Below are 20,688 nucleotides of genomic sequence, written 5' to 3'. Positions count from 1 at the left end.
CGTGAGGACGCCACGTCCTCGTGAGGACATCATGTACAAGATCTTCTTCCGTCTCGTCTTCAAGCGGCTGGACCCGGAGCAGGCTCACCACCTGGCCTTCCGCTGGATCCGCCTGGCCGCCCGCGTGCCCGTGCTGCGCACCTTCCTCGCGGCCGCCCTCGCGCCCCGCTACAAGGAGCTGCGCACCGAAGCCCTCGGGCTGCGCATGCACGGCCCCTTCGGGCTCGCGGCCGGCTTCGACAAGAACGCCGTCGGCATCGACGGCATGGCCATGCTCGGTTTCGACCACGTCGAGATCGGCACGGTCACCGGCGAGCCCCAGCCCGGCAATCCCAAGCAGCGGCTGTTCCGCCTGGTCGCGGACCGGGCCCTGATCAACCGGATGGGCTTCAACAACGACGGCTCGCTCCGCGTCGCCGCCCGCCTGGCCTCCCGCACTCCGGTCTTCAAGCCGGTCGTCGGCGTCAACATCGGCAAGACCAAGGTCGTCCCCGAGGAGGAGGCCGTCGCGGACTACGTGAAGTCCGCCGAGCGGCTCGCCCCCTACGCCGACTACCTGGTCGTCAACGTCTCCTCGCCGAACACGCCCGGCCTGCGCAACCTCCAGGCCACCGAGGCCCTGCGCCCGCTGCTGAGCGCCGTCCGCGAGGCCGCCGACCGCACGGTGCCCGCCCGTCGCGTCCCGCTCCTGGTCAAGATCGCGCCGGACCTCGCCGACGAGGACGTCGACGCCGTCGCCGACCTCGCCGTGGAACTCGGCCTGGACGGCATCATCGCCACCAACACCACCATCGCGCGCGAGGGACTCGGCCTGAGGTCCGGCCCCGCCCTGGTCAAGGAGACCGGCGGCCTGTCCGGAGCGCCCCTGAAGGAGCGGTCCCTGGAGGTCCTGCGCCGCCTCTACGCGCGCGTGGGCGACCGGATCACCCTGGTGGGCGTCGGCGGCATCGAGAACGCCGAGGACGCCTGGCAGTGCATCCTGGCTGGTGCCACGCTGGTCCAGGGCTACAGCGCCTTCATCTACGAGGGGCCCTTCTGGGGCCGCGCGATCCACAAGGGGCTCGCCGCACGCCTGGCCACCAGCCCCTACGCCACGCTCGCCGACGCGGTGGGCGCCGACGTGAGGAAGACGGCATGAGTGGTCTCGAACCCTTCGGCGCACGCCTGCGCCGGGCCATGGACGAGCGCGGCCCGCTGTGCGTCGGCATCGACCCGCACGCCTCCCTGCTCACCGAGTGGGGCCTGAACGACGACGTGGCCGGCCTGGAGCGGTTCAGCCGCACGGTCGTCGAGGCCGTCGCCGACCGGGTCGCCGTGCTCAAGCCGCAGAGCGCGTTCTTCGAGCGCTTCGGCTCGCGCGGCGTCGCCGTGCTGGAGAAGTCGGTCGCCGAGGCGCGGGCGGCGGGCGCGCTGGTCGTGATGGACGCCAAGCGCGGTGACATCGGCTCCACCATGGCCGCGTACGCCGAGTCCTTCCTGCACAAGGACGCGCCGCTGTTCTCCGACGCCCTGACGGTCTCCCCGTACCTCGGCTACGGATCGCTCAGCCCGGCCGTCGCGCTGGCCCGGGAGAGCGGCGCCGGACTGTTCGTGCTGGCGCTGACCTCCAACCCGGAGGGCGGCGAGGTCCAGCACGCGGTGCGGGCCGACGGCCGGAGCGTCGGAGCGACGATGCTGGCGCACCTCGCGGCCGAGAACGCGGGGGAGGAGCCGCTGGGATCCTTCGGCGCGGTGGTGGGTGCCACCCTCGGTGATCTGTCGACGTACGACCTGGACATCAACGGGCCCCTCCTGGCGCCCGGCATCGGCGCCCAGGGCGCCACGCCGGCCGATCTTCCAGGGGTCTTCGGCACGGCGGTGCGCAACGTGGTGCCGAACGTCAGCCGCGGAGTGCTACGCCACGGTCCCGACACGGTCGCTCTGCGTGACGCCGCGGAGCGCTTCGCACAGCAGATCCGCCATGCCGTGACGTCTTCGTGAGGCGGTCCAGACCTTCCGGTGAGACCTCCGATGAGTGGTCCGGGGCCGGCTTGAGTCTGAATACATCCTCAAATCCGGGGCAGTATGTCCTAAATGTCCGTTCAGATGAAGGCTGACCAGGACTTTTCCGCTGTTCTCAATGACTCCGGCGGACTTGCCCGCTAGTCTCCGACGAGAGAACGGGCAAGCGTGTGTTGCTCGTGGCTCCCCAGGTGTGGGGCGACTAGGTTCCTCACCGGTCCGTATCCGACAGTTCGACATCCGAGGTGACGTAGGCGTGGCTCTTCCGCCCCTTACCCCTGAACAGCGCGCAGCCGCGCTCGAAAAGGCCGCCGCGGCTCGCCGGGAGCGGGCCGAGGTCAAGAATCGACTCAAGCACTCCGGCGCCTCCCTTCACGAGGTCATCAAGCAGGGCCAGGAGAACGACGTCATCGGCAAGATGAAGGTCTCCGCCCTCCTCGAGTCGCTGCCGGGCGTGGGCAAGGTCCGCGCCAAGCAGATCATGGAGCGACTCGGCATCTCCGAGAGCCGCCGCGTGCGTGGCCTCGGTTCCAACCAGATCGCCTCCCTGGAGCGCGAGTTCGGCAGCACCGGCTCCTGAACCGGCTAGTCCGGGGAAGCGAGTCCCGGGCACTCCGCGATTGCTGGATAATCGCTGCATGGCTGCAACACCCCGGGGGACGTCCCCCGTACCCCCGGACGTACGTCCGCGGCTGACCGTGCTCTCCGGCCCCTCCGGGGTCGGCAAGAGCACGGTCGTCGCTCATATGCGCAAGGAACACCCCGAGGTCTGGCTCTCCGTGTCGGCCACGACCCGCAAGCCCCGCCCCGGCGAGCAGCACGGAGTCCACTACTTCTTCGTCTCCGACGACGAGATGGACAAGCTCATCGCCAACGGGGAACTGCTGGAGTGGGCCGAGTTCGCCGGCAATCGCTACGGCACGCCGCGAGCGGCCGTGCAGGAGCGCCTGGAGAACGGCGAGCCCGTCCTCCTCGAGATCGACCTGCAGGGCGCCCGACTGGTCCGCGAGTCGATGCCCGAGGCCCAGCTGGTGTTCCTGGCTCCCCCCTCCTGGGAGGAGCTCGTGCGCAGACTCACCGGGCGGGGCACCGAACCGCCCGAGGTGATCGAGCGCCGGCTCGATGCGGCGAAGATCGAACTCGCGGCGGAGCCGGAGTTCGACACCACCCTGGTCAACACCTCCGTCGAGGACGTGGCACGCGAGCTGCTAGCCTTGATGGACGTCGTGTGACCATCGCTGATCATTCCGGTCGGCCGATCACCCCGACAGAATCTTTCCCATCCATCGGAAGGTAGAGCGTGTCCTCTTCCATCTCCGCGCCCGAGGGCATCATCAACCCGCCGATCGACGAGCTCCTCGAGGCCACCGACTCGAAGTACAGCCTCGTGATCTACGCGGCCAAGCGTGCCCGCCAGATCAACGCGTACTACTCGCAGCTCGGCGAGGGTCTCCTCGAGTACGTCGGTCCTCTCGTCGACACCCACGTCCACGAGAAGCCGCTCTCGATCGCCCTTCGCGAGATCAACGCGGGGCTCCTGACGTCCGAGGCCGTCGAGGGCCCGGCGCAGTAAGTAGGATTTACAGCTTGACGCTGACTTATCCACAGGCCCGGCAGGCCGACTGCCGGGCCTGTGGTGTGTCATGGAGTCGTACGGTGTGCCGGTTGCCGAGGTCCGGGGAGAGACGTGGACAAGCCGAAGGTCGTTCTGGGGGTCAGCGGTGGCATCGCCGCGTACAAGGCCTGTGAGCTGCTGCGGCGGCTGACGGAGTCGGGCCACGACGTGCGCGTGGTGCCCACGGCCTCCGCGCTCCACTTCGTCGGCGCCGCCACCTGGTCCGCGCTGTCCGGCAACCCGGTCTCCACCGAGGTCTGGGACGACGTGCACGAGGTCCCGCACGTCCGCATCGGTCAGCACGCCGACCTGGTCGTCGTCGCCCCCGCCACCGCCGACATGCTCGCCAAGGCCGCCCACGGCCTCGCCGACGACCTCCTCACCAACACGCTGCTCACCGCCCGCTGCCCGGTGGTCTTCGCCCCCGCCATGCACACGGAGATGTGGGAGCACCCGGCCACCCAGGACAACGTGGCGACGCTGCGCCGCCGCGGCGCCCTCGTCATCGAGCCGGCCGTGGGCCGCCTCACCGGCGCCGACACCGGCAAGGGCCGGCTGCCCGACCCGGGCGAGATCTTCGAGGTCTGCCGCCGCGTGCTGGCCCGGGGCGTCACCGAGCCCGACCTCACGGGCCGGCACGTCGTCGTCAGCGCCGGCGGCACCCGCGAGCCCCTCGACCCCGTCCGGTTCCTCGGCAACCGCTCCTCCGGCAAGCAGGGCTATGCCCTCGCCCGCACCGCCGCCGCCCGAGGCGCCCGCGTCACGCTGATCGCGGCCAACAGCACCCTGCCCGCCCCGGCCGGTGTCGACGTCGTCCCGGTCGGCACCGCAGTGCAGCTGCGCGAGGCCGTGCTGCGTGCCGCCCCTGACGCCGACGCCGTGGTGATGGCGGCCGCGGTCGCGGACTTCCGCCCCGCGGCGTACGCGGCCGGGAAGATCAAGAAGAAGGACGGCCAGGAGCCGGAGCCGATCACCCTGGTGCGGAACCCGGACGTCCTCGCGGAGATCTCCGCGGACCGGGCGCGCGCCGGACAGGTGATCGTCGGCTTCGCCGCGGAGACGGACGACGTCCTCGCCAACGGCCGCGCCAAGCTCAAGCGCAAGGGCTGCGATCTGCTGGTCGTGAACGAGGTGGGCGAGCGCAAGACCTTCGGCTCCGAGGAGAACGAGGCGGTCGTGCTCGGCGCCGACGGCAGCGAGACCGCCGTGGCGCACGGGCCCAAGGAAGCCCTGGCCGAGACCGTCTGGGATCTGGTGGCCGAGCGCCTGCGCTGATGTCCGACCGCCCCGGACCCGCTCGAAAACGGCTGGACCCCGGCGTGGCGCCTCTGGCCAATGCAGCTCGCCATTGGGCAGAATGCCCGTGCCGCAGGTCACAGCACTCCCGAGTGGCGAGACAGGGGGACCGTGGCCGAAGCGTGACCCGTAAACTGTTCCACGGACGGCGCCGGGTGCAGCCCCCGCCGTCCGCCAATGATCAGCCAGCAGCCGCTGCAACCTCAGGGAGCGTTGTGTCCCGTCGCCTTTTCACCTCGGAGTCCGTGACCGAGGGTCACCCCGACAAGATCGCTGACCAGATCAGCGACACCATCCTCGACGCGCTCCTGCGTGAGGACCCGTCCTCCCGGGTCGCCGTCGAGACCCTGATCACGACCGGCCTGGTGCACGTGGCCGGCGAGGTCACGACCAAGACGTACGCGGACATCGCGACGCTGGTCCGGAACAAGATCCTCGAAATCGGCTACGACTCCTCCAAGAAGGGCTTCGACGGCGCGTCCTGCGGCGTGTCGGTGTCCATCGGTGCGCAGTCCCCGGACATCGCCCAGGGCGTGGACACGGCCTACGAGAAGCGCGTCGAGGGCGACGAGGACGAGCTCGACAAGCAGGGCGCCGGCGACCAGGGCCTGATGTTCGGCTACGCGACGGACGAGACGCCGACGCTGATGCCGCTGCCGATCTTCCTGGCGCACCGCCTGTCGAAGCGGCTGTCCGACGTGCGCAAGAACGGCACCATCCCCTACCTGCGCCCGGACGGCAAGACCCAGGTCACCATCGAGTACGACGGCGACAAGGCGGTCCGTCTGGACACCGTCGTCGTCTCCTCGCAGCACGCCTCCGACATCGACCTGGACTCGCTGCTGGCTCCGGACATCAAGGAGTTCGTGGTCGAGCCCGAGCTGAAGGCGCTGCTGGACGACGGCATCAAGCTCGAGACGGAGAACTACCGTCTCCTGGTCAACCCCACCGGCCGCTTCGAGATCGGCGGCCCGATGGGTGACGCCGGCCTGACCGGCCGCAAGATCATCATCGACACCTACGGCGGCATGGCCCGGCACGGTGGCGGTGCCTTCTCCGGCAAGGACCCGTCCAAGGTCGACCGCTCCGCGGCGTACGCGATGCGCTGGGTCGCGAAGAACGTGGTCGCCGCGGGTCTCGCGACCCGCTGCGAGGTCCAGGTCGCGTACGCGATCGGCAAGGCCGAGCCGGTGGGCCTGTTCGTCGAGACCTTCGGCACCGCCAAGATCGACACGGACAGGATCGAGAAGGCGATCGACGAGGTCTTCGACCTCCGCCCGGCCGCCATCATCCGCGACCTCGACCTGCTCCGCCCGATCTACTCCCAGACCGCGGCGTACGGCCACTTCGGCCGCGAGCTCCCCGACTTCACGTGGGAGCGGACGGACCGCGTGGACGCGCTGCGCAAGGCGGCGGGGCTGTAAGTCCCCGGATGTGAAGCCCGGCCCCTCTCGGGGCCGGGCTTCGCCGTGTCCGGGTCGCCTCCCGGGCACCCCCGTTTGTCAGTGGCGTTTGGTAAGAATGCAAGCGTGAGCAGCGAGAACGAACCGGCGGGGCGGGGTGCGCAGGGCGCGCCGCCCGAGCAGCTCGCGCTCATCCGGGACAGTGTGCGCAAGGCCGGCGCACCCCGGGCCAAGCCGCGGACCTGGCGGGGGGCCGCGCTCGCCAAGGAGCTGCCCGTCGCGCGTGTCCTGGTCGACAAGGGCGTGCTCCACCTCGACCGGTACTTCGACTACGCCGTGCCCGAGGAGCTGGACGCGGACGCCCAGCCGGGCGTGCGGGTGCGCGTCCGGTTCGGGGCCGGGCGGCATCGTGTGCGCGAAGGGCGGCGCGAGGGCGGCGGGCTGATCGACGGGTACCTCGTCGAGCGGCTGGCCGCGTCCGACTACTCCGGGCCGCTGGCCGCCCTGGCCCAGGTCGTGTCGCCGGAGCGGGTGCTGAGCGGGGAACTGCTGGGGCTGGCCCGGGCGGTCGCCGACCGGTACGCGGGCAGTCTCGCCGACGTCCTGCAGCTCGCCGTCCCGCCGCGCAACGCCCGGGCCGAGCAGCGGCCCTCACCCGACCCGCTGCCCCCGCCCCCGGCACCCGGGGCGGGCTCCTGGCAGCGGTACGAGCGGGGTACGGCCTTCCTGGAGTCCCTGGCCGCCGGCGGGGCGCCCCGGGCCGTGTGGAACGCGTTGCCCGGGCCGCAGTGGAGCGAGGAGCTGGCCCGGGCCGTCGCCGCGACCCTGGCCTCCGGGCGCGGGGCGCTCGCCGTCCTGCCCGACGGGCGGGCGGTCGCCCGGGTCGACGCCGCCCTGACCTCCCTGCTGGGGGAGGGGCGGCACGCGGTGCTCACCGCGGACGCCGGCCCCGAGAAGCGGTACGCGCAGTGGCTGGCGGTGCGGCGCGGTTCCGTGCGGGCCGTGATCGGGACCAGGGCCGCCATGTTCGCGCCGGTCCAGGACCTCGGTCTGGTCGCCCTCTGGGACGACGGCGACGACAGCCACAGCGAACAGCACGCCCCGCAGCCGCACGCCCGCGAGGTGCTCCTGCTGCGCGCCGCCCAGGACAAGTGCGGCTTCCTGCTGGGGAGCTGGGGCTGCACGGTGGAGGCCGCGCAGCTCGTCGAGAGCGGCTGGGCGCGGCCGCTCGTCGCCGGGCGGGAGCAGGTGCGGCAGGCGGCCCCGCTCGTACGGACTGTCGGGGACCAGGATCTCGCCCGGGACGAGGCCGCCCGGGCCGCGCGGCTGCCGACCCTCGCCTGGCAGGCCGTCAGGGAGGGTCTGCGGACCGGCCCGGTGCTGGTGCAGGTGCCTCGCAGGGGGTACGTGCCGCGCATGGCCTGTGCCAACTGCCGGGCGCCCGCGCGCTGCCGGCACTGCTCCGGGCCGCTGGAAGCGCCGGACGGCGGCGCCCTGAACTGCGGGTGGTGCGGGCGCGAGGAGAGCCGCTGGCACTGCCCGCACTGCGGGTCCTACCGGCTGCGCGCCTCGGTCGTCGGGGCACGGCGGACCGCCGAGGAACTGGGCCGGGCCTTCCCCGCCGTACCCGTGCGCACCTCGGGGCGCGAGCACGTGCTCGACACGGTGCCGGGGGCGCCCGCGCTGGTGGTGAGCACGCCGGGGGCCGAGCCGGTCGCCGAGGGCGGGTACGCGGCTGCGCTGCTGCTCGACGGGTGGGCCATGCTCGGACGGCCCGACCTGCGGGCCGGGGAGGACGCGCTGCGGCGGTGGATCGCGGCCGCGTCCCTCGTCCGGCCCCAGTCGGCCGGCGGCACGGTGGTGGTCGTGGCCGAGCCGACGCTGCGGCCCGTGCAGGCGCTCGTCCGCTGGGATCCCGTCGGTCACGCGGTGCGGGAACTCGCCGAGCGGGCCGAGCTGGGATTCCCACCGGTGTCGCGGATGGCGGCCGTGTCGGGTCCTCCGGAGGCGGTGGCCGATTTCCTCCGTGCTGCCGAACTTCCGCCCGAGGCCGAAGTGTTGGGGCCGGTGCCGTTGCCCGTTTCCGGTGCCGGACGACCGCGGCGGACGGGGGCGCCACCGCCCGGGGAGCAGTGGGAGCGGGCGCTGCTGCGGGTGCCGCCGGGCAGCGGCGCCGCGCTGGCGTCCGCGCTCAAGGCCGCGCAGGCCGCGCGGATGGCCCGGGGGAGCGGAGGAGGAGCCGGAAGCGGGGCTGGGGTCTGGGTGCGGATCGACCCGGCCGACATCGGGTGAGCGGACGCCGGAGCGGCCTGCTCCACCCAGGGAGGTCTCCCCGTCCCGTGGCGTCCCTCGGGAGGTTGTTCCCAGCCCCCGCATGTGCCTCGGGGGCCCGGGGCGCGCTCATCGCGTCCTCGTCCGGGCCACGCCCGGCGACGTCGGGTCAGCCGTCCCGAACGGAGGGGACCGTCCGGACGGATTACGGTCCTGATACGCGGCTGCCCTCCCGGACACGTTCCGAGAGGGCGGAGCAGAGGGCTCGTCAGCCGCTGCGCGGGCCGGGGAAGGCCGTCGGCCTGACCTCGTCGCGGAGGGAGGGGCTGCCGGCCGTGGGCTGTGTGGGCATGGAACGGGCCGCGGGGACCGTCGGCACCGAGGGCAGGCCGGTGGTCACGTTGACCGAGCGGCCGCCCGTCGGCTCCGGCGTGCGCTCCGGCTCGGGCGCGGCCGACTGGGCCGTGGCTCGGCGGGCGCCGTAACGGCGGTGCACCGCCTGTTTGGTGACTCCGAGCGCGGAGCCCACGGCGTCCCACGAGAAGCCGAGCGAGCGGTCGAAGTCCACGGCCGCCGTGACCAGGGTCTCGACGCTGTCCCGCAGCTCCTGGGCGAGACGTACCGTCGGGGCGGGAGCACGTCCGTAGACGACGAAGCCCGTGGAGGGGCCGGAGCGGCGCGGGCGGTAGACGTTGCCCAGCTGGGCGGTGAGGGTGCGCAGTGCGTCCACCTGCCGGCGGACCCGCTCGATGTCCCGCACCAGCAAGTGCAGGCTGGCCCGAGCCTGGGCGTCGTGGGGTGCATGGTCGGCCATGAACAAGCCTCTCGAACCGGCGTTGAAAGGAATGGGCCGCGTCGCGGCCCTTTGTGGTCAACTCTGTCTTGACAACGCGGATTCGCTCCGCGGGTCACGGTGTGGGGGCGTGGGGGCTCGTGCGTGCGCCCGTTTGCGCGGGGTGTGCGCCTTCCGCCTTCGGCCTTTTGGCTCCGTTGGCTCGGTCCGTCGCCCCCGTTGGTTCTTTGGTCGCCCCCGCACCGCTCATAACCGTCCGTCAAGAGGCCGGTTCTCTCCCGTGGGTCCGGGCGCCCGTTGGCGGCTTTCCCCGCGACGGCTCCTAAACTTGTGCCCGCCCGTCATCGCCCCCGCCCGAGAGGCCCCCACCACCCCATGAAGCTCGTCTTCGCCGGTACACCCGAGGTCGCCGTTCCCGCTCTGGACGCTCTGCTCGCCTCCGGGCGGCACGAGGTGGCCGCCGTCGTCACGCGGCCCGACGCCCCGGCCGGGCGCGGACGCCGGCTCGTCGCGTCGCCCGTCGCCGAGCGGGCGGAGGAGGCCGGGATCGAGGTGCTGAAGCCGGTGAAGCCGAAGGACCCCGAGTTCCTCGAGCGGCTGCGGGAGATCGGGCCGGACTGCTGCCCCGTCGTCGCCTACGGAGCGCTGCTGCCCCGGGTGGCGCTCGACATCCCCGCGCACGGCTGGGTCAACCTGCACTTCTCCCTGCTGCCTGCCTGGCGCGGCGCCGCGCCCGTGCAGCACGCCATCATGGCCGGCGACGAGATCACCGGGGCGTCCACCTTCCTGATCGAGGAAGGGCTCGACTCCGGCCCGGTGTACGGGACGGTGACGGAGGAGATCCGGGCCACCGACACCAGCGGGGACCTGCTGACGCGGCTCGCCTTCGCCGGTGCCGGGCTGCTCGCGGCGACCATGGACGGCATCGAGGACGGCACCCTGAAGGCCGTACCGCAGCCGGCCGACGGGATCAGCCTCGCCCCGAAGGTCAACGTCGAGGACGCGCACCTGGACTGGAGCGCGCCCGCGCTGCGGGTCGACCGGATGGTGCGGGGCTGCACCCCGGCCCCCGGCGCCTGGACCACGTTCCGCGGCGAGCGGCTCAAGCTCATCCAGGTCGCCCCCGTGCCCGACCGGACGGACCTCGCCCCGGGACAGATCGCCGCAGGGAAGAACAACGTGTACGCCGGCACCGGCTCGTACGGCGTCGAGCTGCTGTGGGTGCAGGCCCAGGGCAAGAAGCCGATGCGGGCGGCGGACTGGGCCCGCGGCGTGCGGATCGGCGAGGGCGAGCAGCTCGGAGGATGAGCCGGGAGCAGGGCCCTGACACGGCCCGGCACCCCGCAGCCGCTCCGCCGCGCACCCGGCGGCGTAGGCTGGACGGCGCACTTCTTCTCACCCCCGGAGCACCTTTTTCGTGAGCGAACAGCCCCGTCGAGCCCGCACGTCAGGCAAGCCCTACCGCCGGCCCAAGAAGGACCCCGTCCGCATCCTCGCCTTCGAGGCGCTGAGGGCCGTGGACGAGCGGGACGCCTACGCCAACCTCGTTCTCCCGCCCCTGTTGCGCAAGGCGCGCGAGAGGGACGACTTCGACGCCCGGGACGCGGCGCTCGCCACCGAGCTGGTGTACGGGACGCTGCGGCGGCAGGGGACGTACGACGCGATCCTGTCGTCCTGTGTGGACCGGCCGCTCGGGGAGGTCGACCCGCCGGTCCTGGACGTGCTGAGCCTCGGCGCACACCAGCTGCTCGGCACGCGGATCCCGACGCACGCGGCGGTGTCCGCCACCGTCGAGCTCGCGCGGGTCGTGCTGGGCGACGGACGGGCCAAGTTCGTCAACGCCGTGCTGCGCAAGGTCGCGCAGGACGACCTGGACGGCTGGCTGGAGCGGGTCGCGCCGGCGTACGACGAGGACCCCGAGGACCATCTCGCCGTCGTCCACTCGCATCCCCGGTGGGTCGTCTCCGCGCTGTGGGACTCCCTCGGCGGCGGGCGCGACGGCATCGAGGAACTGCTGCGCGCCGACAACGAGCGGCCCGAGGTGACCCTCGTGGCACGGCCCGGGCGGGCCACCGCCGAGGAACTGCTCGACGAGGACGCCGCCGTGGCGGGCCACTGGTCGCCCTATGCCGTCCGGCTGACCGAGGGCGGTGAGCCGGGCGCGATCGCGGCCGTGCGGGACGGACGGGCGGGCGTGCAGGACGAGGGCAGCCAGCTCGTGGCGATCGCTCTGGCCAACGCGCCCCTGGACGGGCCCGACCGGCGCTGGCTGGACGGGTGCGCGGGGCCCGGTGGCAAAGCCGCGCTGCTCGGCGCGCTGGCCGCCGAGCGGGGCGCCCTGCTCGTCGCCTCCGAGAAGCAGACCCACCGCGCCGGCCTCGTCGCGAGGGCGCTGGACGGCAACCCCGGTCCGTACCAGGTGATCGCCGCCGACGGGACGCGCCCGGCATGGCGGCCGGGCAGCTTCGACCGGGTCCTGGTCGACGTGCCCTGCACCGGCCTCGGCGCGCTGCGCCGTCGCCCCGAGGCGCGCTGGCGGCGCCGTCCCGAGGACCTCGAGGGCTTCGCGCCGCTGCAGCGCGGGCTGCTGCGCACCGCCCTGGAGTCGGTGCGGGTCGGCGGGGTCGTGGGCTACGCGACCTGCTCGCCGCACCTCGCCGAGACCCGGGCCGTCGTCGCCGACGTGCTCAAGCAGCACCCGGAGACCGAGCTCGTCGACGCCCGGCCGCTGCTGCCCGGTGTACCCGACCTGGGCGAGGGGCCCGACGTACAGCTGTGGCCGCATCTGCACGGGACGGACGCGATGTACCTGGCGCTCATTCGCCGGACCGGCTGACCCCCGCTCCCACCGCCGCCCGGTCCGGCGGGCCGCCGTCGTGGCGCGCCAGCCGGTGCGGCCACCACACCTTCGGCCCGACGTCCAGGAACAGTGCGGTCACCAGGACCGAACGGACGATGAAGGTGTCGATGAGGACACCGAGGGCGACCGTGAAGCCGATCTCGGCGAAGGCGACCATCGGGAGCGTGCCGAGGGCGGCGAAGGTGCCGGCCAGGACCAGACCGGCGGAGGTGATGACGGCCCCCGTGGCGGCGAGGCCCGTGACCACGCCGGGTCTGGTGCCCTGGCGGGCCGCCTCCTCGCGGATGCGGGTGGTCAGGAAGATGTTGTAGTCGATGCCCAGGGCGACCAGGAAGACGAAGACGAACAGCGGGAAGTCGGTCGCCTCGCCGGCGTAGTCGAAGACGTACCGGAACGCGAGCGCGCTGATGCCGAGGGCCGCCGTGAACGACAGGATCACCGTGCCGATCAGCAGCAGCGGGGCGATCAGGGCGCGCAGCAGGCCGCACAGGATCAGCAGGACGACCACCAGCACCAGCGGGATGATCAGCAGGTTGTCGTGCGTGGTCGCCTCGTCCATGTCCAGCAGGGCCGCGGTACCGCCGCCCACCTTGGCGTCGGCGTCCGGCACCGCGTGCACGGCGTCCCGTACCCGCTCGACCGTCTGTTTGGCGGCCTCGCTGTCCGCGGGGGCGGTCATGGTGGCCTCGAAGAGGACCTTGCCCTCGAAGGCCGGTTTGGTGCCGGGTGGCAGACCGAGGGACTGGGGGACCACGCCCGGTGTCCCGGCGACCGCGCGGCCCACCTGCACGGCCTGAGCCTGGTTGCTGACGATGACCAGGGGATCGCCGCTGCCCGCCGGGAAGTAGCGTGCCGACACCTCCTGGCCGGTGATCGAGTCCGGTTTCCCGGTGAACGCGTCCGCGTTGCCGATGCCCTCCGCGCGCAGCTGGATCAGCCCCAGCGAGCAGACCGCCAGGGCGAGCGCCGTCACCGCCCAGATCATCCGCGGCCGGCGGGCGATACGGCGCCCCGTGCGCGCCCACACACCGCGCTCGGTGGGGTCGGGCGTGCCGTAGCGCGGGACGACCGGCCAGAAGATCCAGCGGCCGAAGATCACCAGCAGGGCCGGGAACAGGCTCATCATCGCCACCAGCGCGACGGCGACACCGATCGCCGCCACCGGGCCCAGGCCGCTCGTGGAGTTCATCTCGGCGACCAGCAGCACCAGCATGCTGAGCACGACCGTCGCGCCGGAGGCGATCACGGCCGGGCCGGCGCGGTGCAGGGCCAGGGCCATCGCCTCGTGGCGGTCCTCGTGGCGGCGCAGTTCCTCCCGGTACCGGGCCACCAGCAGCAGGGCGTAGTCCGTCCCGGCTCCGAAGACCAGCACCGTGAGGATGCCGGCGCTCTGGCCGTTGACCGTCAGGCCGCCGTGCTCGGCCAGCAGATAGATCAGCGCCTGCGCGGTGAACAGGGCGCAGACCACCGAGACCAGGGGGACCACCAGGAGCGTCAGGCTGCGGTAGGTGATGAGCAGCATGACGATGACGACCGCCATCGCCGCGAACAGCAGGGTCGAGTCGATGCCCTCGAAGGCCTCGGCGAAGTCCGCGGACGTGCCGCCCGGGCCCGTGATGTGCACGGCCAGTCCGTCGCCGCCCGTGCCGACGTCGTCCCGGATGGAGTCCACGGCCGGTGAGATCCGCTCCCAGCCCTCCTCGTCCATCATGATCGGCACGAAGACCTGGGCCGCGCGCGGATCGGCCTGCCGGTCGAACACCGGCCCGCGCGTCTGCTCGCCGATGATGCCGTGGTCGCGCAGTTGCTTGAGCTGCCGTACGTCCTCGGCGATCTCGGCACGGTCCTGCGCCGTCAGACCGCTCGCCCGCGCGTAGATCACCACCGCCGGGATCTGCTCCGGCCGGAAGTCCTCGGAGATCTGCAGCACCTGGGTCGACTCCGCGGACCCCGGCAGCCACGACGCGGCGTCGTTGTCCTGCGCGTCGGTCAGCTTCATGGCGAGCGGCGCCGCGATGAGCAGCACGACCACCCAGAAGACCAGCACGAGCCACTTGGCCCGCCGGCCGCAGACGAGATGCGCGACGCCCTGCTTCATGCCGGCCCCCTCCGCGAGGACGTCCCATGAGGGGCGCGGGGAACTGCGCGAAAAGCCACATGAGCCCCGCACCCGGCAGACCACCTGGGTCCGATGCTCACAACCCCCACGGGGCATGGCAGTCTTAGGACATGGCCGCGCAGATCAACCCCAGCATCCTGTCCGCTGACTTCGCCCGCCTCGCGGACGAGGCGAAGGCCGTGAAGGGAGCCGACTGGCTCCACGTCGACGTGATGGACAACCATTTCGTCCCGAACCTCACGCTCGGCGTGCCGGTCGTAGAGTCGCTGGCCCGTGCGACGGACACCCCGCTGGACTGCCATCTGATGATCGAGGCCCCCGATCGGTGGGCGCCCCAGTACGTGGAAGCGGGGGCCGGTTCCGTCACCTTCCACGTCGAGGCCGCCGCCGCACCGGTCCGGCTCGCCCGGGAGATCCGGGCCAAGGGCGCCCGGGCCTCCATGGCACTGAAGCCCGCGACTCCCATCGAGCCGTACGAGGACCTGCTCCCCGAGCTCGACATGCTGCTGATCATGACGGTCGAACCGGGCTTCGGGGGACAGGCCTTCCTCGACATCATGCTTCCGAAGATTCGCCGTACCCGCGAGTTGATCAGCAAGCACGGACTGGAGCTCTGGCTCCAGGTCGACGGCGGAGTTTCCGCGTCCACCATCGAGCAGTGCGCGGACGCCGGAGCCGACGTCTTCGTGGCCGGATCGGCGGTCTACGGGGCAAACGACCCGGCAGAGGCGGTACGTGCACTACGCACCCAGGCCGAGGCGGCGACGGCGAAGGCCACCTGGGCCTGCAACCACTGAGCCACAGCAAAGTGAACGGCTCTCATCAGGGCTGATCAACCGCGCCACATCTGCAAGGATGAACGGCGAATCCAGAGTGTGAACAGCAGTGAGGAGAACGCCGTGTCGGGTATGTCGGCGGGCCGGTCAGCCATGCGGATGGGACCCGCTGAGCTGGTGCAGGCGGCGGCCATGGCCCGCCGCTTCTACCTCGAGGGCAAGTCCAAGATCCAGATCGCGGAGGAGTTCGGCGTCAGCCGCTTCAAGGTGGCCCGGGTCCTGGAAACCGCCCTCGAACGGGATCTCGTACGGATCGAGATCCGTGTGCCCGCCGAACTGGACGCCGAGCGCTCGGACGCGCTCCGCGCCCGCTACGGCCTCAGGCACGCCGTCGTGGTCGAGTCCCCGGCCGAAGCCGAGGAGACGCCCGACCCCGAGAACCTGGGAGAAGTGGCCGCCGACCTGCTCGGCGAACTGGTCAACGAAGGGGATGTGCTGGGCCTGGCCTGGGGCCGCTCCACCATCCACATGGCGGCGGCGCTGGACCGGCTGCCCCCGTGCACGGTGGTGCAGCTGACGGGTGTCTACGACGCCGGGACGGCCGAACGCGGCTCGGTCGAGGCCGTACGCCGCGCCGCCCAGGTGTCCGGCGGCGACGCCCACCCCATCTACGCTCCGATGCTGCTGCCCGACGCGGCCACGGCCACGGCGCTGCGCAACCAGACGGGGATCGCCCGGGCCTTCGAGCACTTCGACAAGGTCACCGTCGCCTGCGTCTCCATCGGCTCCTGGGAGCCGGGCATCTCCACGGTGCACGACATGCTCAGCGACGAGGAACGCGCGCACTACGCCTCCCTCGGTGTCGCCGCCGAGATGTCCGCGCACCTCTTCGACGCCGAGGGGCGCCGGGTCGGCCGGGACCTGGGCGAGCGGTGCATCACGGTGAAGGCCGACCAGCTCCGCCGGATCCCCGAGGTCGTCGCGATCGCGGGCGGACAGCGCAAGGGGCCCGCGATCGACGCGGTGCTGCGCTCCGGGCTCGTCACCAGCCTGGTGACGGACACGTCGGCGGCCGACTACCTCATGACGGCCGGACCGACGCCGAAGTCCGCGCTCAACCGCTCCGACCCGGACGGGGTCTGACGCGTGGCCGGCCAGAGGTCCGGGGTGCCGGACGACCCGGCGGGCCGGATCGTCGTCGTCCTGGACCTGGACGGGGTCACGGACAAGGCGGGCCTCATGGACCGCTGCGCCCGTGACCTGGCCCTGCCCGACTGGTTCGGCCGCAACTGGGACGCCCTCGCCGACTGTCTGTCCGACCCCGCCCTCTGGCCCGAGGGAGCCGGGGAGCGGGGGCTCCTGGTCGTCGTCCAGGGCTGGCGGAAGTACGCCGGGACGCGGCCCGACGAGTGGCAGGTCGCCGAGGAGATCTTCGCCGAGGCGACCGACCGGGGACCGGGGCTGTTCGTCACCCTCGGCCTTGGAGAATCCTCCGAGAGGCCCCCTGACCAGCCTGGATGATCCGCTGGGGGTCGATCGGGGGCCCGGCATGGGAGAATGAAGTACGTGCTCTTTCCCCCTGGCCGGCCGGTCCGGGGGTCACCTCTGATCGACTGGGATGTGCAGCACGTGCGTTTCCTCAATGACATCCAGCCCGGGTACGACCTGACGTACGACGACGTCTTCATGGTGCCGAGCCGCTCCTCGGTGGGCTCGCGGCAGGCCGTCGACCTCAGCTCCCCGGACGGCACGGGCACCACCATCCCGCTCGTCGTCGCCAACATGACCGCCATCGCCGGGCGCCGCATGGCCGAGACCGTGGCCCGCCGCGGCGGCCTCGTGGTGATACCGCAGGACATCCCCATCGACGTGGTCACCGACGTCGTCTCCTGGGTGAAGAACCGGCACCTGGTGCTGGACACCCCGATCATCCTGTTCCCGCACCAGACGGTCGCGGACGCGCTGGCCCTGCTGCCCAAGCGGGCGCACAACGCCGGTGTCGTGGTCGACGGGGACCACAAGCCGGTCGGCGTGGTCACCGACGCCGACCTGTCCGGCGTGGACCGCTTCACCCAGCTCGCCGAGGTCATGTCCCGGGACCTGCTGCTCATCGACGCGGACATGGACCCGGGCGAGGCCTTCGGCACCCTCGACCAGGCCAACCGCCGCTACGCCCCCGCGGTCCACCAGGACGGCACGCTGGCCGGCATCCTGACCCGCAAGGGCGCCCTGCGCGCCACGCTCTACAAGCCGGCCACCGACGCCCACGGGCGGCTGCGCATCGCCGCCGCCGTCGGCATCAACGGCGACGTCGCGGGCAAGGCCCAGCAGCTGCTGGACGCGGGCGTCGACGCGCTCGTCATCGACACCGCGCACGGCCACCAGGAGTCGATGATCAGCGCCCTGAAGCTGGTGCGCGACCTCGACCCGCAGGTGCCGATCGTCGCGGGCAACGTGGTCGCCGCCGCCGGTGTGCGCGACCTGATCGAGGCCGGCGCGGACATCGTCAAGGTGGGTGTCGGTCCCGGTGCCATGTGCACCACCCGCATGATGACCGGCGTCGGCCGGCCGCAGTTCTCCGCCGTCCTGGAGTGCGCCGCCGAGGCGAGGAAGTACGGCAAGCACGTGTGGGCCGACGGCGGTGTCCGCCACCCCCGCGACGTGGCCATGGCCCTCGCGGCCGGCGCGTCCAACGTGATGGTCGGCTCCTGGTTCGCCGGCACCTACGAGTCCCCGGGCGACCTGCAGCACGACGCCCAGGGCCGCGCCTACAAGGAGTCCTTCGGCATGGCCTCCGCCCGGGCCGTGCGCAACCGCACCTCCGAGGAGTCGGCGTACGACCGCGCCCGCAAGGCGCTGTTCGAGGAGGGCATCTCCACCTCCCGCATGTTCCTCGACCCGGCCCGCCCGGGCGTCGAGGACCTGATCGACTCGATCATCGCGGGCGTCCGCTCCTCCTGCACCTACGCCGGTGCCGGCTCCCTGGAGGAGTTCGCCGAGAAGGCCATCGTCGGCATCCAGAGCGCCGCCGGCTACGCGGAGGGCAAGCCCCTGCACGCCAGCTGGAGCTGACGGCCTGAACGTCCCTCGCATCGGCCCTTGTCGACCCGCCCGGCGGGTCGACAAGGGCCGTTCTCGCGTACGCGGCCCCTACCGTCGGCGCATGGAGGTCGCCGAGTGCAGGACGGCCACATCGAGACGCCGCGGCATACGTCGGCCGCTGGGTCCCCGTGACCGCCGACGGCGTCCGACAGGAGCGGGCCCACTCCTGCGTGTTCCTCGCGAAAGCCCTCCGGCGGCTCCGGATGCAACACTCGACAGCCGCCCCGCAACGAACACCCGCACATCCCCCGGTAACGCAATGATCTTGCAGGTATGCGCAAGGTTGCTGCATTTCACCAGCAACGCCGATGCTCGTAGGCTGTCGCCTCGTACGTGGCGTGGCGGGGACTCCGCTCGGTGGGTCCCTGCTCAAGGGTGCCCGCGGTCCCCGCCGCCCTGACCGGCAGCGAAAAGGAGCCAGCGCGTGCTCGACCAAGGCGCACCCCCGCAGAACCCAGGCCCCACGGCGGCCTCCGCACCCCCCGGATTCGGCGCGCGCCTCATGCGCCGCAAGCCGGTGGAACGCCTGGTCGCGGAAGGTGGCCAGGGTGAGGGTGGGTCACTGCGCCGCACCCTCGGGCTGTGGCAGCTGACCATGATCAGCATCGGCGCCACGCTCGGCACCGGCATCTTCGTCGTCCTCGGCGAGGCCGTCCCCAAGGCGGGCCCCGCTGTCACCCTCTCCTTCGTGATCGCCGGTCTCACGGCCCTGTTCTCGGCCCTGTCCTACGCCGAGCTGGCCGGAACGATCCCGGTCTCCGGCTCCTCGTACTCGTATGCGTACGCAACGATGGGCGAGCTGATCGCCTGGATATGCGGCTGGTGCCTGGTCCTGGAGTACGGCGTGTCCGTCGCCGCCGTCGCCGTCGGCTGGGGCGAGTACCTGAACGAGCTGCTCGACGGGACCATCGGCGTCACCATCCCGGCCGCCCTGTCCGCCCCGCCCGGCGACGGCGGCGTGTTCAACCTGCCCGCGCTGATCGTCGTCCTGCTCGCGATGGCGTTCCTGCTGGGCGGCGCCCGCGAGTCCGCCCGCGCCAACACCGTCATGGTCGTCGTGAAGATCGCCGCGCTGGTGATGTTCTGCGCCATCGGCGTCCAGGGCTTCCGCTCGGGCAACTACGAGAACTTCATGCCCCTCGGCATGGCCGGCGTGAGTGCCGCCGGTGCCACGCTGTTCTTCTCCTACATCGGTTTCGACGCCGCCTCCACCGCCGGTGAGGAGGCCAAGAACGCGCAGCGCGACCTGCCCCGCGCGATCATGCTGTCGCTGGTCATCGTCACCGCGCTGTACGTCCTCGTCGCGGCCGTCGCCGTCGGCGCCAAGCCCTGGAAGAACTTCACCGACTCCGAGGCCGCCCTCGCCCAGATCATGCGCGAGGTGACCGGGCAGACCTTCTGGGGCACGCTGCTGGCGTTCTGCGCCGTCATCGCCATCGCGAGCGTGGTGCTGACCGTGCTGTACGGCCAGACCCGCATCCTCTTCGCCATGTCCCGCGACGGTCTGATGCCGAAGGTGTTCGGCCGGGTCCACCCGAAGACCGGCGCCCCCCGCGCCAACACCCTGATCGTGTCGCTGTTCTGCGGTGTGCTGGCCGCCGCGATCCCGCTCGCGGAGCTCGCCGACGCCACCAGCATCGGCACCCTGTTCGCCTTCGCGCTGGTCAACGTGGCCGTCGTCGTGCTGCGCCGGACCAAGCCGGACATGCCGCGCACCTTCCGGGTGCCGCTCTCGCCGGTCCTGCCCGCGCTGGGCTTCGCCTTCTGCATCTGGATGATGGGCAGCCTGTCGACCGTGACCTGGGTGGTCTTCGGTGTCTGGATGGCGGCCGGGCTCGTGTTCTACTTCCTGTACGGCTACCGCCGTTCCCGACTCGCGCCATCCGAAAAGTGAACGACCCACTGTGCTGAACGATCTCGACGAACGCATCGTGCACGCCCTCGCCGAGGACGCCCGCCGCTCCTACGCCGACATCGGCTCACTCGTCGGCCTGTCCGCGCCCGCCGTGAAGCGGCGCGTGGACCGGCTGCGGGCCACCGGAGCCATCACCGGCTTCACCGTCCGCGTGGACCCGGGCGCCCTCGGCTGGGAGACCGAGGGGTTCGTCGAGATCTACTGCCGGGGCAACACGTCCCCGGAGACCATCCAGCGGGGCCTGGAGCGCTACCAGGAGGTCGTGGCCGCGTCCACCGTCACCGGGGACGCGGACGCGGTCGCCCAGGTCTTCGCCTCCGACATGCGCCACTTCGAACGGGTCCTGGAACGGATCGCCGGTGAGCCGTTCGTCGAGCGGACCAAGTCCGTGCTCGTGCTGTCGCCGCTGCTGCGGCGCTTCTCGTCCGGGTCGCCCACGTAACTCCGTGGCCCGCTCCACGACACACCTCTAGCCTGGGTGTCATGACCTGGCGACATTGATCCACCAGCCGTGCCTCCCGAGGGCCGCCTCGGCCG

At 72.0% G+C, this 20,688-nt stretch carries 18 protein-coding genes; 16 read left to right on the top strand and 2 right to left on the bottom strand.

Annotated features, from left to right (window positions below):
* Positions 1-31: 31 nt before the first annotated feature.
* The 8 genes from AB0937_RS33370 to AB0937_RS33335 all read left to right on the top strand — a co-directional run bounded on the left by AB0937_RS33370 (position 32) and on the right by AB0937_RS33335 (position 8,607).
* Positions 32-1,138, top strand: a complete 1,107-nt coding sequence (locus AB0937_RS33370; protein WP_366717120.1) for a quinone-dependent dihydroorotate dehydrogenase — start codon at positions 32-34, stop codon at positions 1,136-1,138.
* Positions 1,135-1,980: an orotidine-5'-phosphate decarboxylase gene (pyrF, locus tag AB0937_RS33365; RefSeq protein ID WP_366717118.1), complete on the top strand. Its 846-nt coding sequence runs from the start codon at positions 1,135-1,137 to the stop codon at positions 1,978-1,980. Before AB0937_RS33370 ends, pyrF begins: the two co-directional genes overlap by 4 nt.
* Positions 1,981-2,257: 277 nt before the next feature.
* A complete protein-coding gene (locus tag AB0937_RS33360; RefSeq protein ID WP_003977346.1) occupies positions 2,258-2,581 on the top strand; it encodes an integration host factor in 324 nt (107 codons plus the stop codon).
* 58 nt (positions 2,582-2,639) lie between these two features.
* Positions 2,640-3,233, top strand: a complete 594-nt coding sequence (gene gmk, locus AB0937_RS33355; protein ID WP_051814725.1) for a guanylate kinase — start codon at positions 2,640-2,642, stop codon at positions 3,231-3,233.
* A gap of 68 nt (positions 3,234-3,301) precedes the next feature.
* Complete coding sequence (gene rpoZ, locus AB0937_RS33350; protein ID WP_003988945.1) at positions 3,302-3,574, top strand: DNA-directed RNA polymerase subunit omega; 273 nt, start codon at positions 3,302-3,304, stop codon at positions 3,572-3,574.
* 114 nt (positions 3,575-3,688) lie between these two features.
* Positions 3,689-4,891, top strand: a complete 1,203-nt coding sequence (gene coaBC, locus AB0937_RS33345) for a bifunctional phosphopantothenoylcysteine decarboxylase/phosphopantothenate--cysteine ligase CoaBC (RefSeq protein WP_366717115.1) — start codon at positions 3,689-3,691, stop codon at positions 4,889-4,891.
* Between the two features lie 236 nt (positions 4,892-5,127).
* Positions 5,128-6,336: a methionine adenosyltransferase gene (gene metK, locus AB0937_RS33340; RefSeq protein ID WP_366717113.1), complete on the top strand. Its 1,209-nt coding sequence runs from the start codon at positions 5,128-5,130 to the stop codon at positions 6,334-6,336.
* 105 nt (positions 6,337-6,441) lie between these two features.
* Positions 6,442-8,607, top strand: coding sequence for a primosomal protein N' (locus tag AB0937_RS33335; protein ID WP_366717111.1), 2,166 nt, complete (start codon positions 6,442-6,444; stop codon positions 8,605-8,607).
* Positions 8,608-8,854: 247 nt separating this feature from the next.
* Here AB0937_RS33335 and AB0937_RS33330 read toward each other — a convergent pair whose 3' ends face one another.
* Positions 8,855-9,400: a hypothetical protein gene (locus AB0937_RS33330; protein ID WP_366717109.1), complete on the bottom strand. Its 546-nt coding sequence runs from the start codon at positions 9,398-9,400 to the stop codon at positions 8,855-8,857.
* A 354-nt stretch (positions 9,401-9,754) separates the two neighbouring features.
* On the opposite strand from AB0937_RS33330, the gene fmt reads away from it, so the two are divergent.
* Both fmt and AB0937_RS33320 read left to right on the top strand, forming a co-directional pair.
* On the top strand, positions 9,755-10,687 hold the full coding sequence (gene fmt, locus AB0937_RS33325) for a methionyl-tRNA formyltransferase (RefSeq protein WP_366717107.1): 933 nt from the start codon (positions 9,755-9,757) through the stop codon (positions 10,685-10,687).
* A gap of 109 nt (positions 10,688-10,796) precedes the next feature.
* Positions 10,797-12,215, top strand: coding sequence for a transcription antitermination factor NusB (locus tag AB0937_RS33320; RefSeq protein ID WP_366717105.1), 1,419 nt, complete (start codon positions 10,797-10,799; stop codon positions 12,213-12,215).
* Here AB0937_RS33320 and AB0937_RS33315 read toward each other — a convergent pair.
* Complete coding sequence (locus tag AB0937_RS33315; protein WP_366717103.1) at positions 12,196-14,337, bottom strand: MMPL family transporter; 2,142 nt, start codon at positions 14,335-14,337, stop codon at positions 12,196-12,198. The genes AB0937_RS33320 and AB0937_RS33315 overlap by 20 nt on opposite strands.
* Positions 14,338-14,468: 131 nt before the next feature.
* Here AB0937_RS33315 and rpe point away from each other — a divergent pair, with 131 nt between their 5' ends.
* From rpe to AB0937_RS33285, 6 genes are all read left to right on the top strand, one after another.
* Positions 14,469-15,155: a ribulose-phosphate 3-epimerase gene (gene rpe, locus AB0937_RS33310; protein ID WP_366717101.1), complete on the top strand. Its 687-nt coding sequence runs from the start codon at positions 14,469-14,471 to the stop codon at positions 15,153-15,155.
* A gap of 78 nt (positions 15,156-15,233) precedes the next feature.
* Positions 15,234-16,277, top strand: a complete 1,044-nt coding sequence (locus AB0937_RS33305) for a sugar-binding domain-containing protein (RefSeq protein ID WP_366717099.1) — start codon at positions 15,234-15,236, stop codon at positions 16,275-16,277.
* Positions 16,278-16,301: 24 nt separating this feature from the next.
* Positions 16,302-16,655 carry a barstar family protein gene (locus AB0937_RS33300; protein WP_366717136.1) on the top strand — a complete coding sequence of 118 codons (354 nt, stop codon included), beginning with the start codon at positions 16,302-16,304 and terminating at the stop codon, positions 16,653-16,655.
* A 108-nt stretch (positions 16,656-16,763) separates the two neighbouring features.
* Positions 16,764-18,206, top strand: a complete 1,443-nt coding sequence (locus AB0937_RS33295; protein ID WP_366717097.1) for a GuaB1 family IMP dehydrogenase-related protein — start codon at positions 16,764-16,766, stop codon at positions 18,204-18,206.
* A gap of 454 nt (positions 18,207-18,660) precedes the next feature.
* Positions 18,661-20,130, top strand: a complete 1,470-nt coding sequence (locus AB0937_RS33290) for an amino acid permease (RefSeq protein ID WP_366717095.1) — start codon at positions 18,661-18,663, stop codon at positions 20,128-20,130.
* A gap of 10 nt (positions 20,131-20,140) precedes the next feature.
* Positions 20,141-20,593, top strand: coding sequence for an Lrp/AsnC family transcriptional regulator (locus tag AB0937_RS33285; RefSeq protein WP_352101059.1), 453 nt, complete (start codon positions 20,141-20,143; stop codon positions 20,591-20,593).
* Positions 20,594-20,688: the final 95 nt, after the last annotated feature.

Source organism: Streptomyces sp. NPDC047880 (assembly GCF_040706515.1).
In the GTDB taxonomy this organism is placed as follows: domain Bacteria; phylum Actinomycetota; class Actinomycetes; order Streptomycetales; family Streptomycetaceae; genus Streptomyces.
The sequence above is the reverse complement of the archived record's forward strand: the minus strand, read 5'-3'. Positions and strand labels throughout refer to the sequence as shown.

Bases quoted from the DNA above. Each gene is read 5' to 3' on its own strand.
- AB0937_RS33370 (WP_366717120.1), top strand. From the start codon at position 32: ATGTACAAGATCTTCTTCCGTCTCGTCTTCAAGCGGCTGGACCCGGAG.
- pyrF (WP_366717118.1), top strand. From the start codon at position 1,135: ATGAGTGGTCTCGAACCCTTCGGCGCACGCCTGCGCCGGGCCATGGAC.
- gmk (WP_051814725.1), top strand. From the start codon at position 2,640: ATGGCTGCAACACCCCGGGGGACGTCCCCCGTACCCCCGGACGTACGT.
- AB0937_RS33330 (WP_366717109.1), bottom strand. From the start codon at position 9,400: ATGGCCGACCATGCACCCCACGACGCCCAGGCTCGGGCCAGCCTGCAC.
- fmt (WP_366717107.1), top strand. From the start codon at position 9,755: ATGAAGCTCGTCTTCGCCGGTACACCCGAGGTCGCCGTTCCCGCTCTG.
- AB0937_RS33315 (WP_366717103.1), bottom strand. From the start codon at position 14,337: ATGAAGCAGGGCGTCGCGCATCTCGTCTGCGGCCGGCGGGCCAAGTGG.
- rpe (WP_366717101.1), top strand. From the start codon at position 14,469: ATGGCCGCGCAGATCAACCCCAGCATCCTGTCCGCTGACTTCGCCCGC.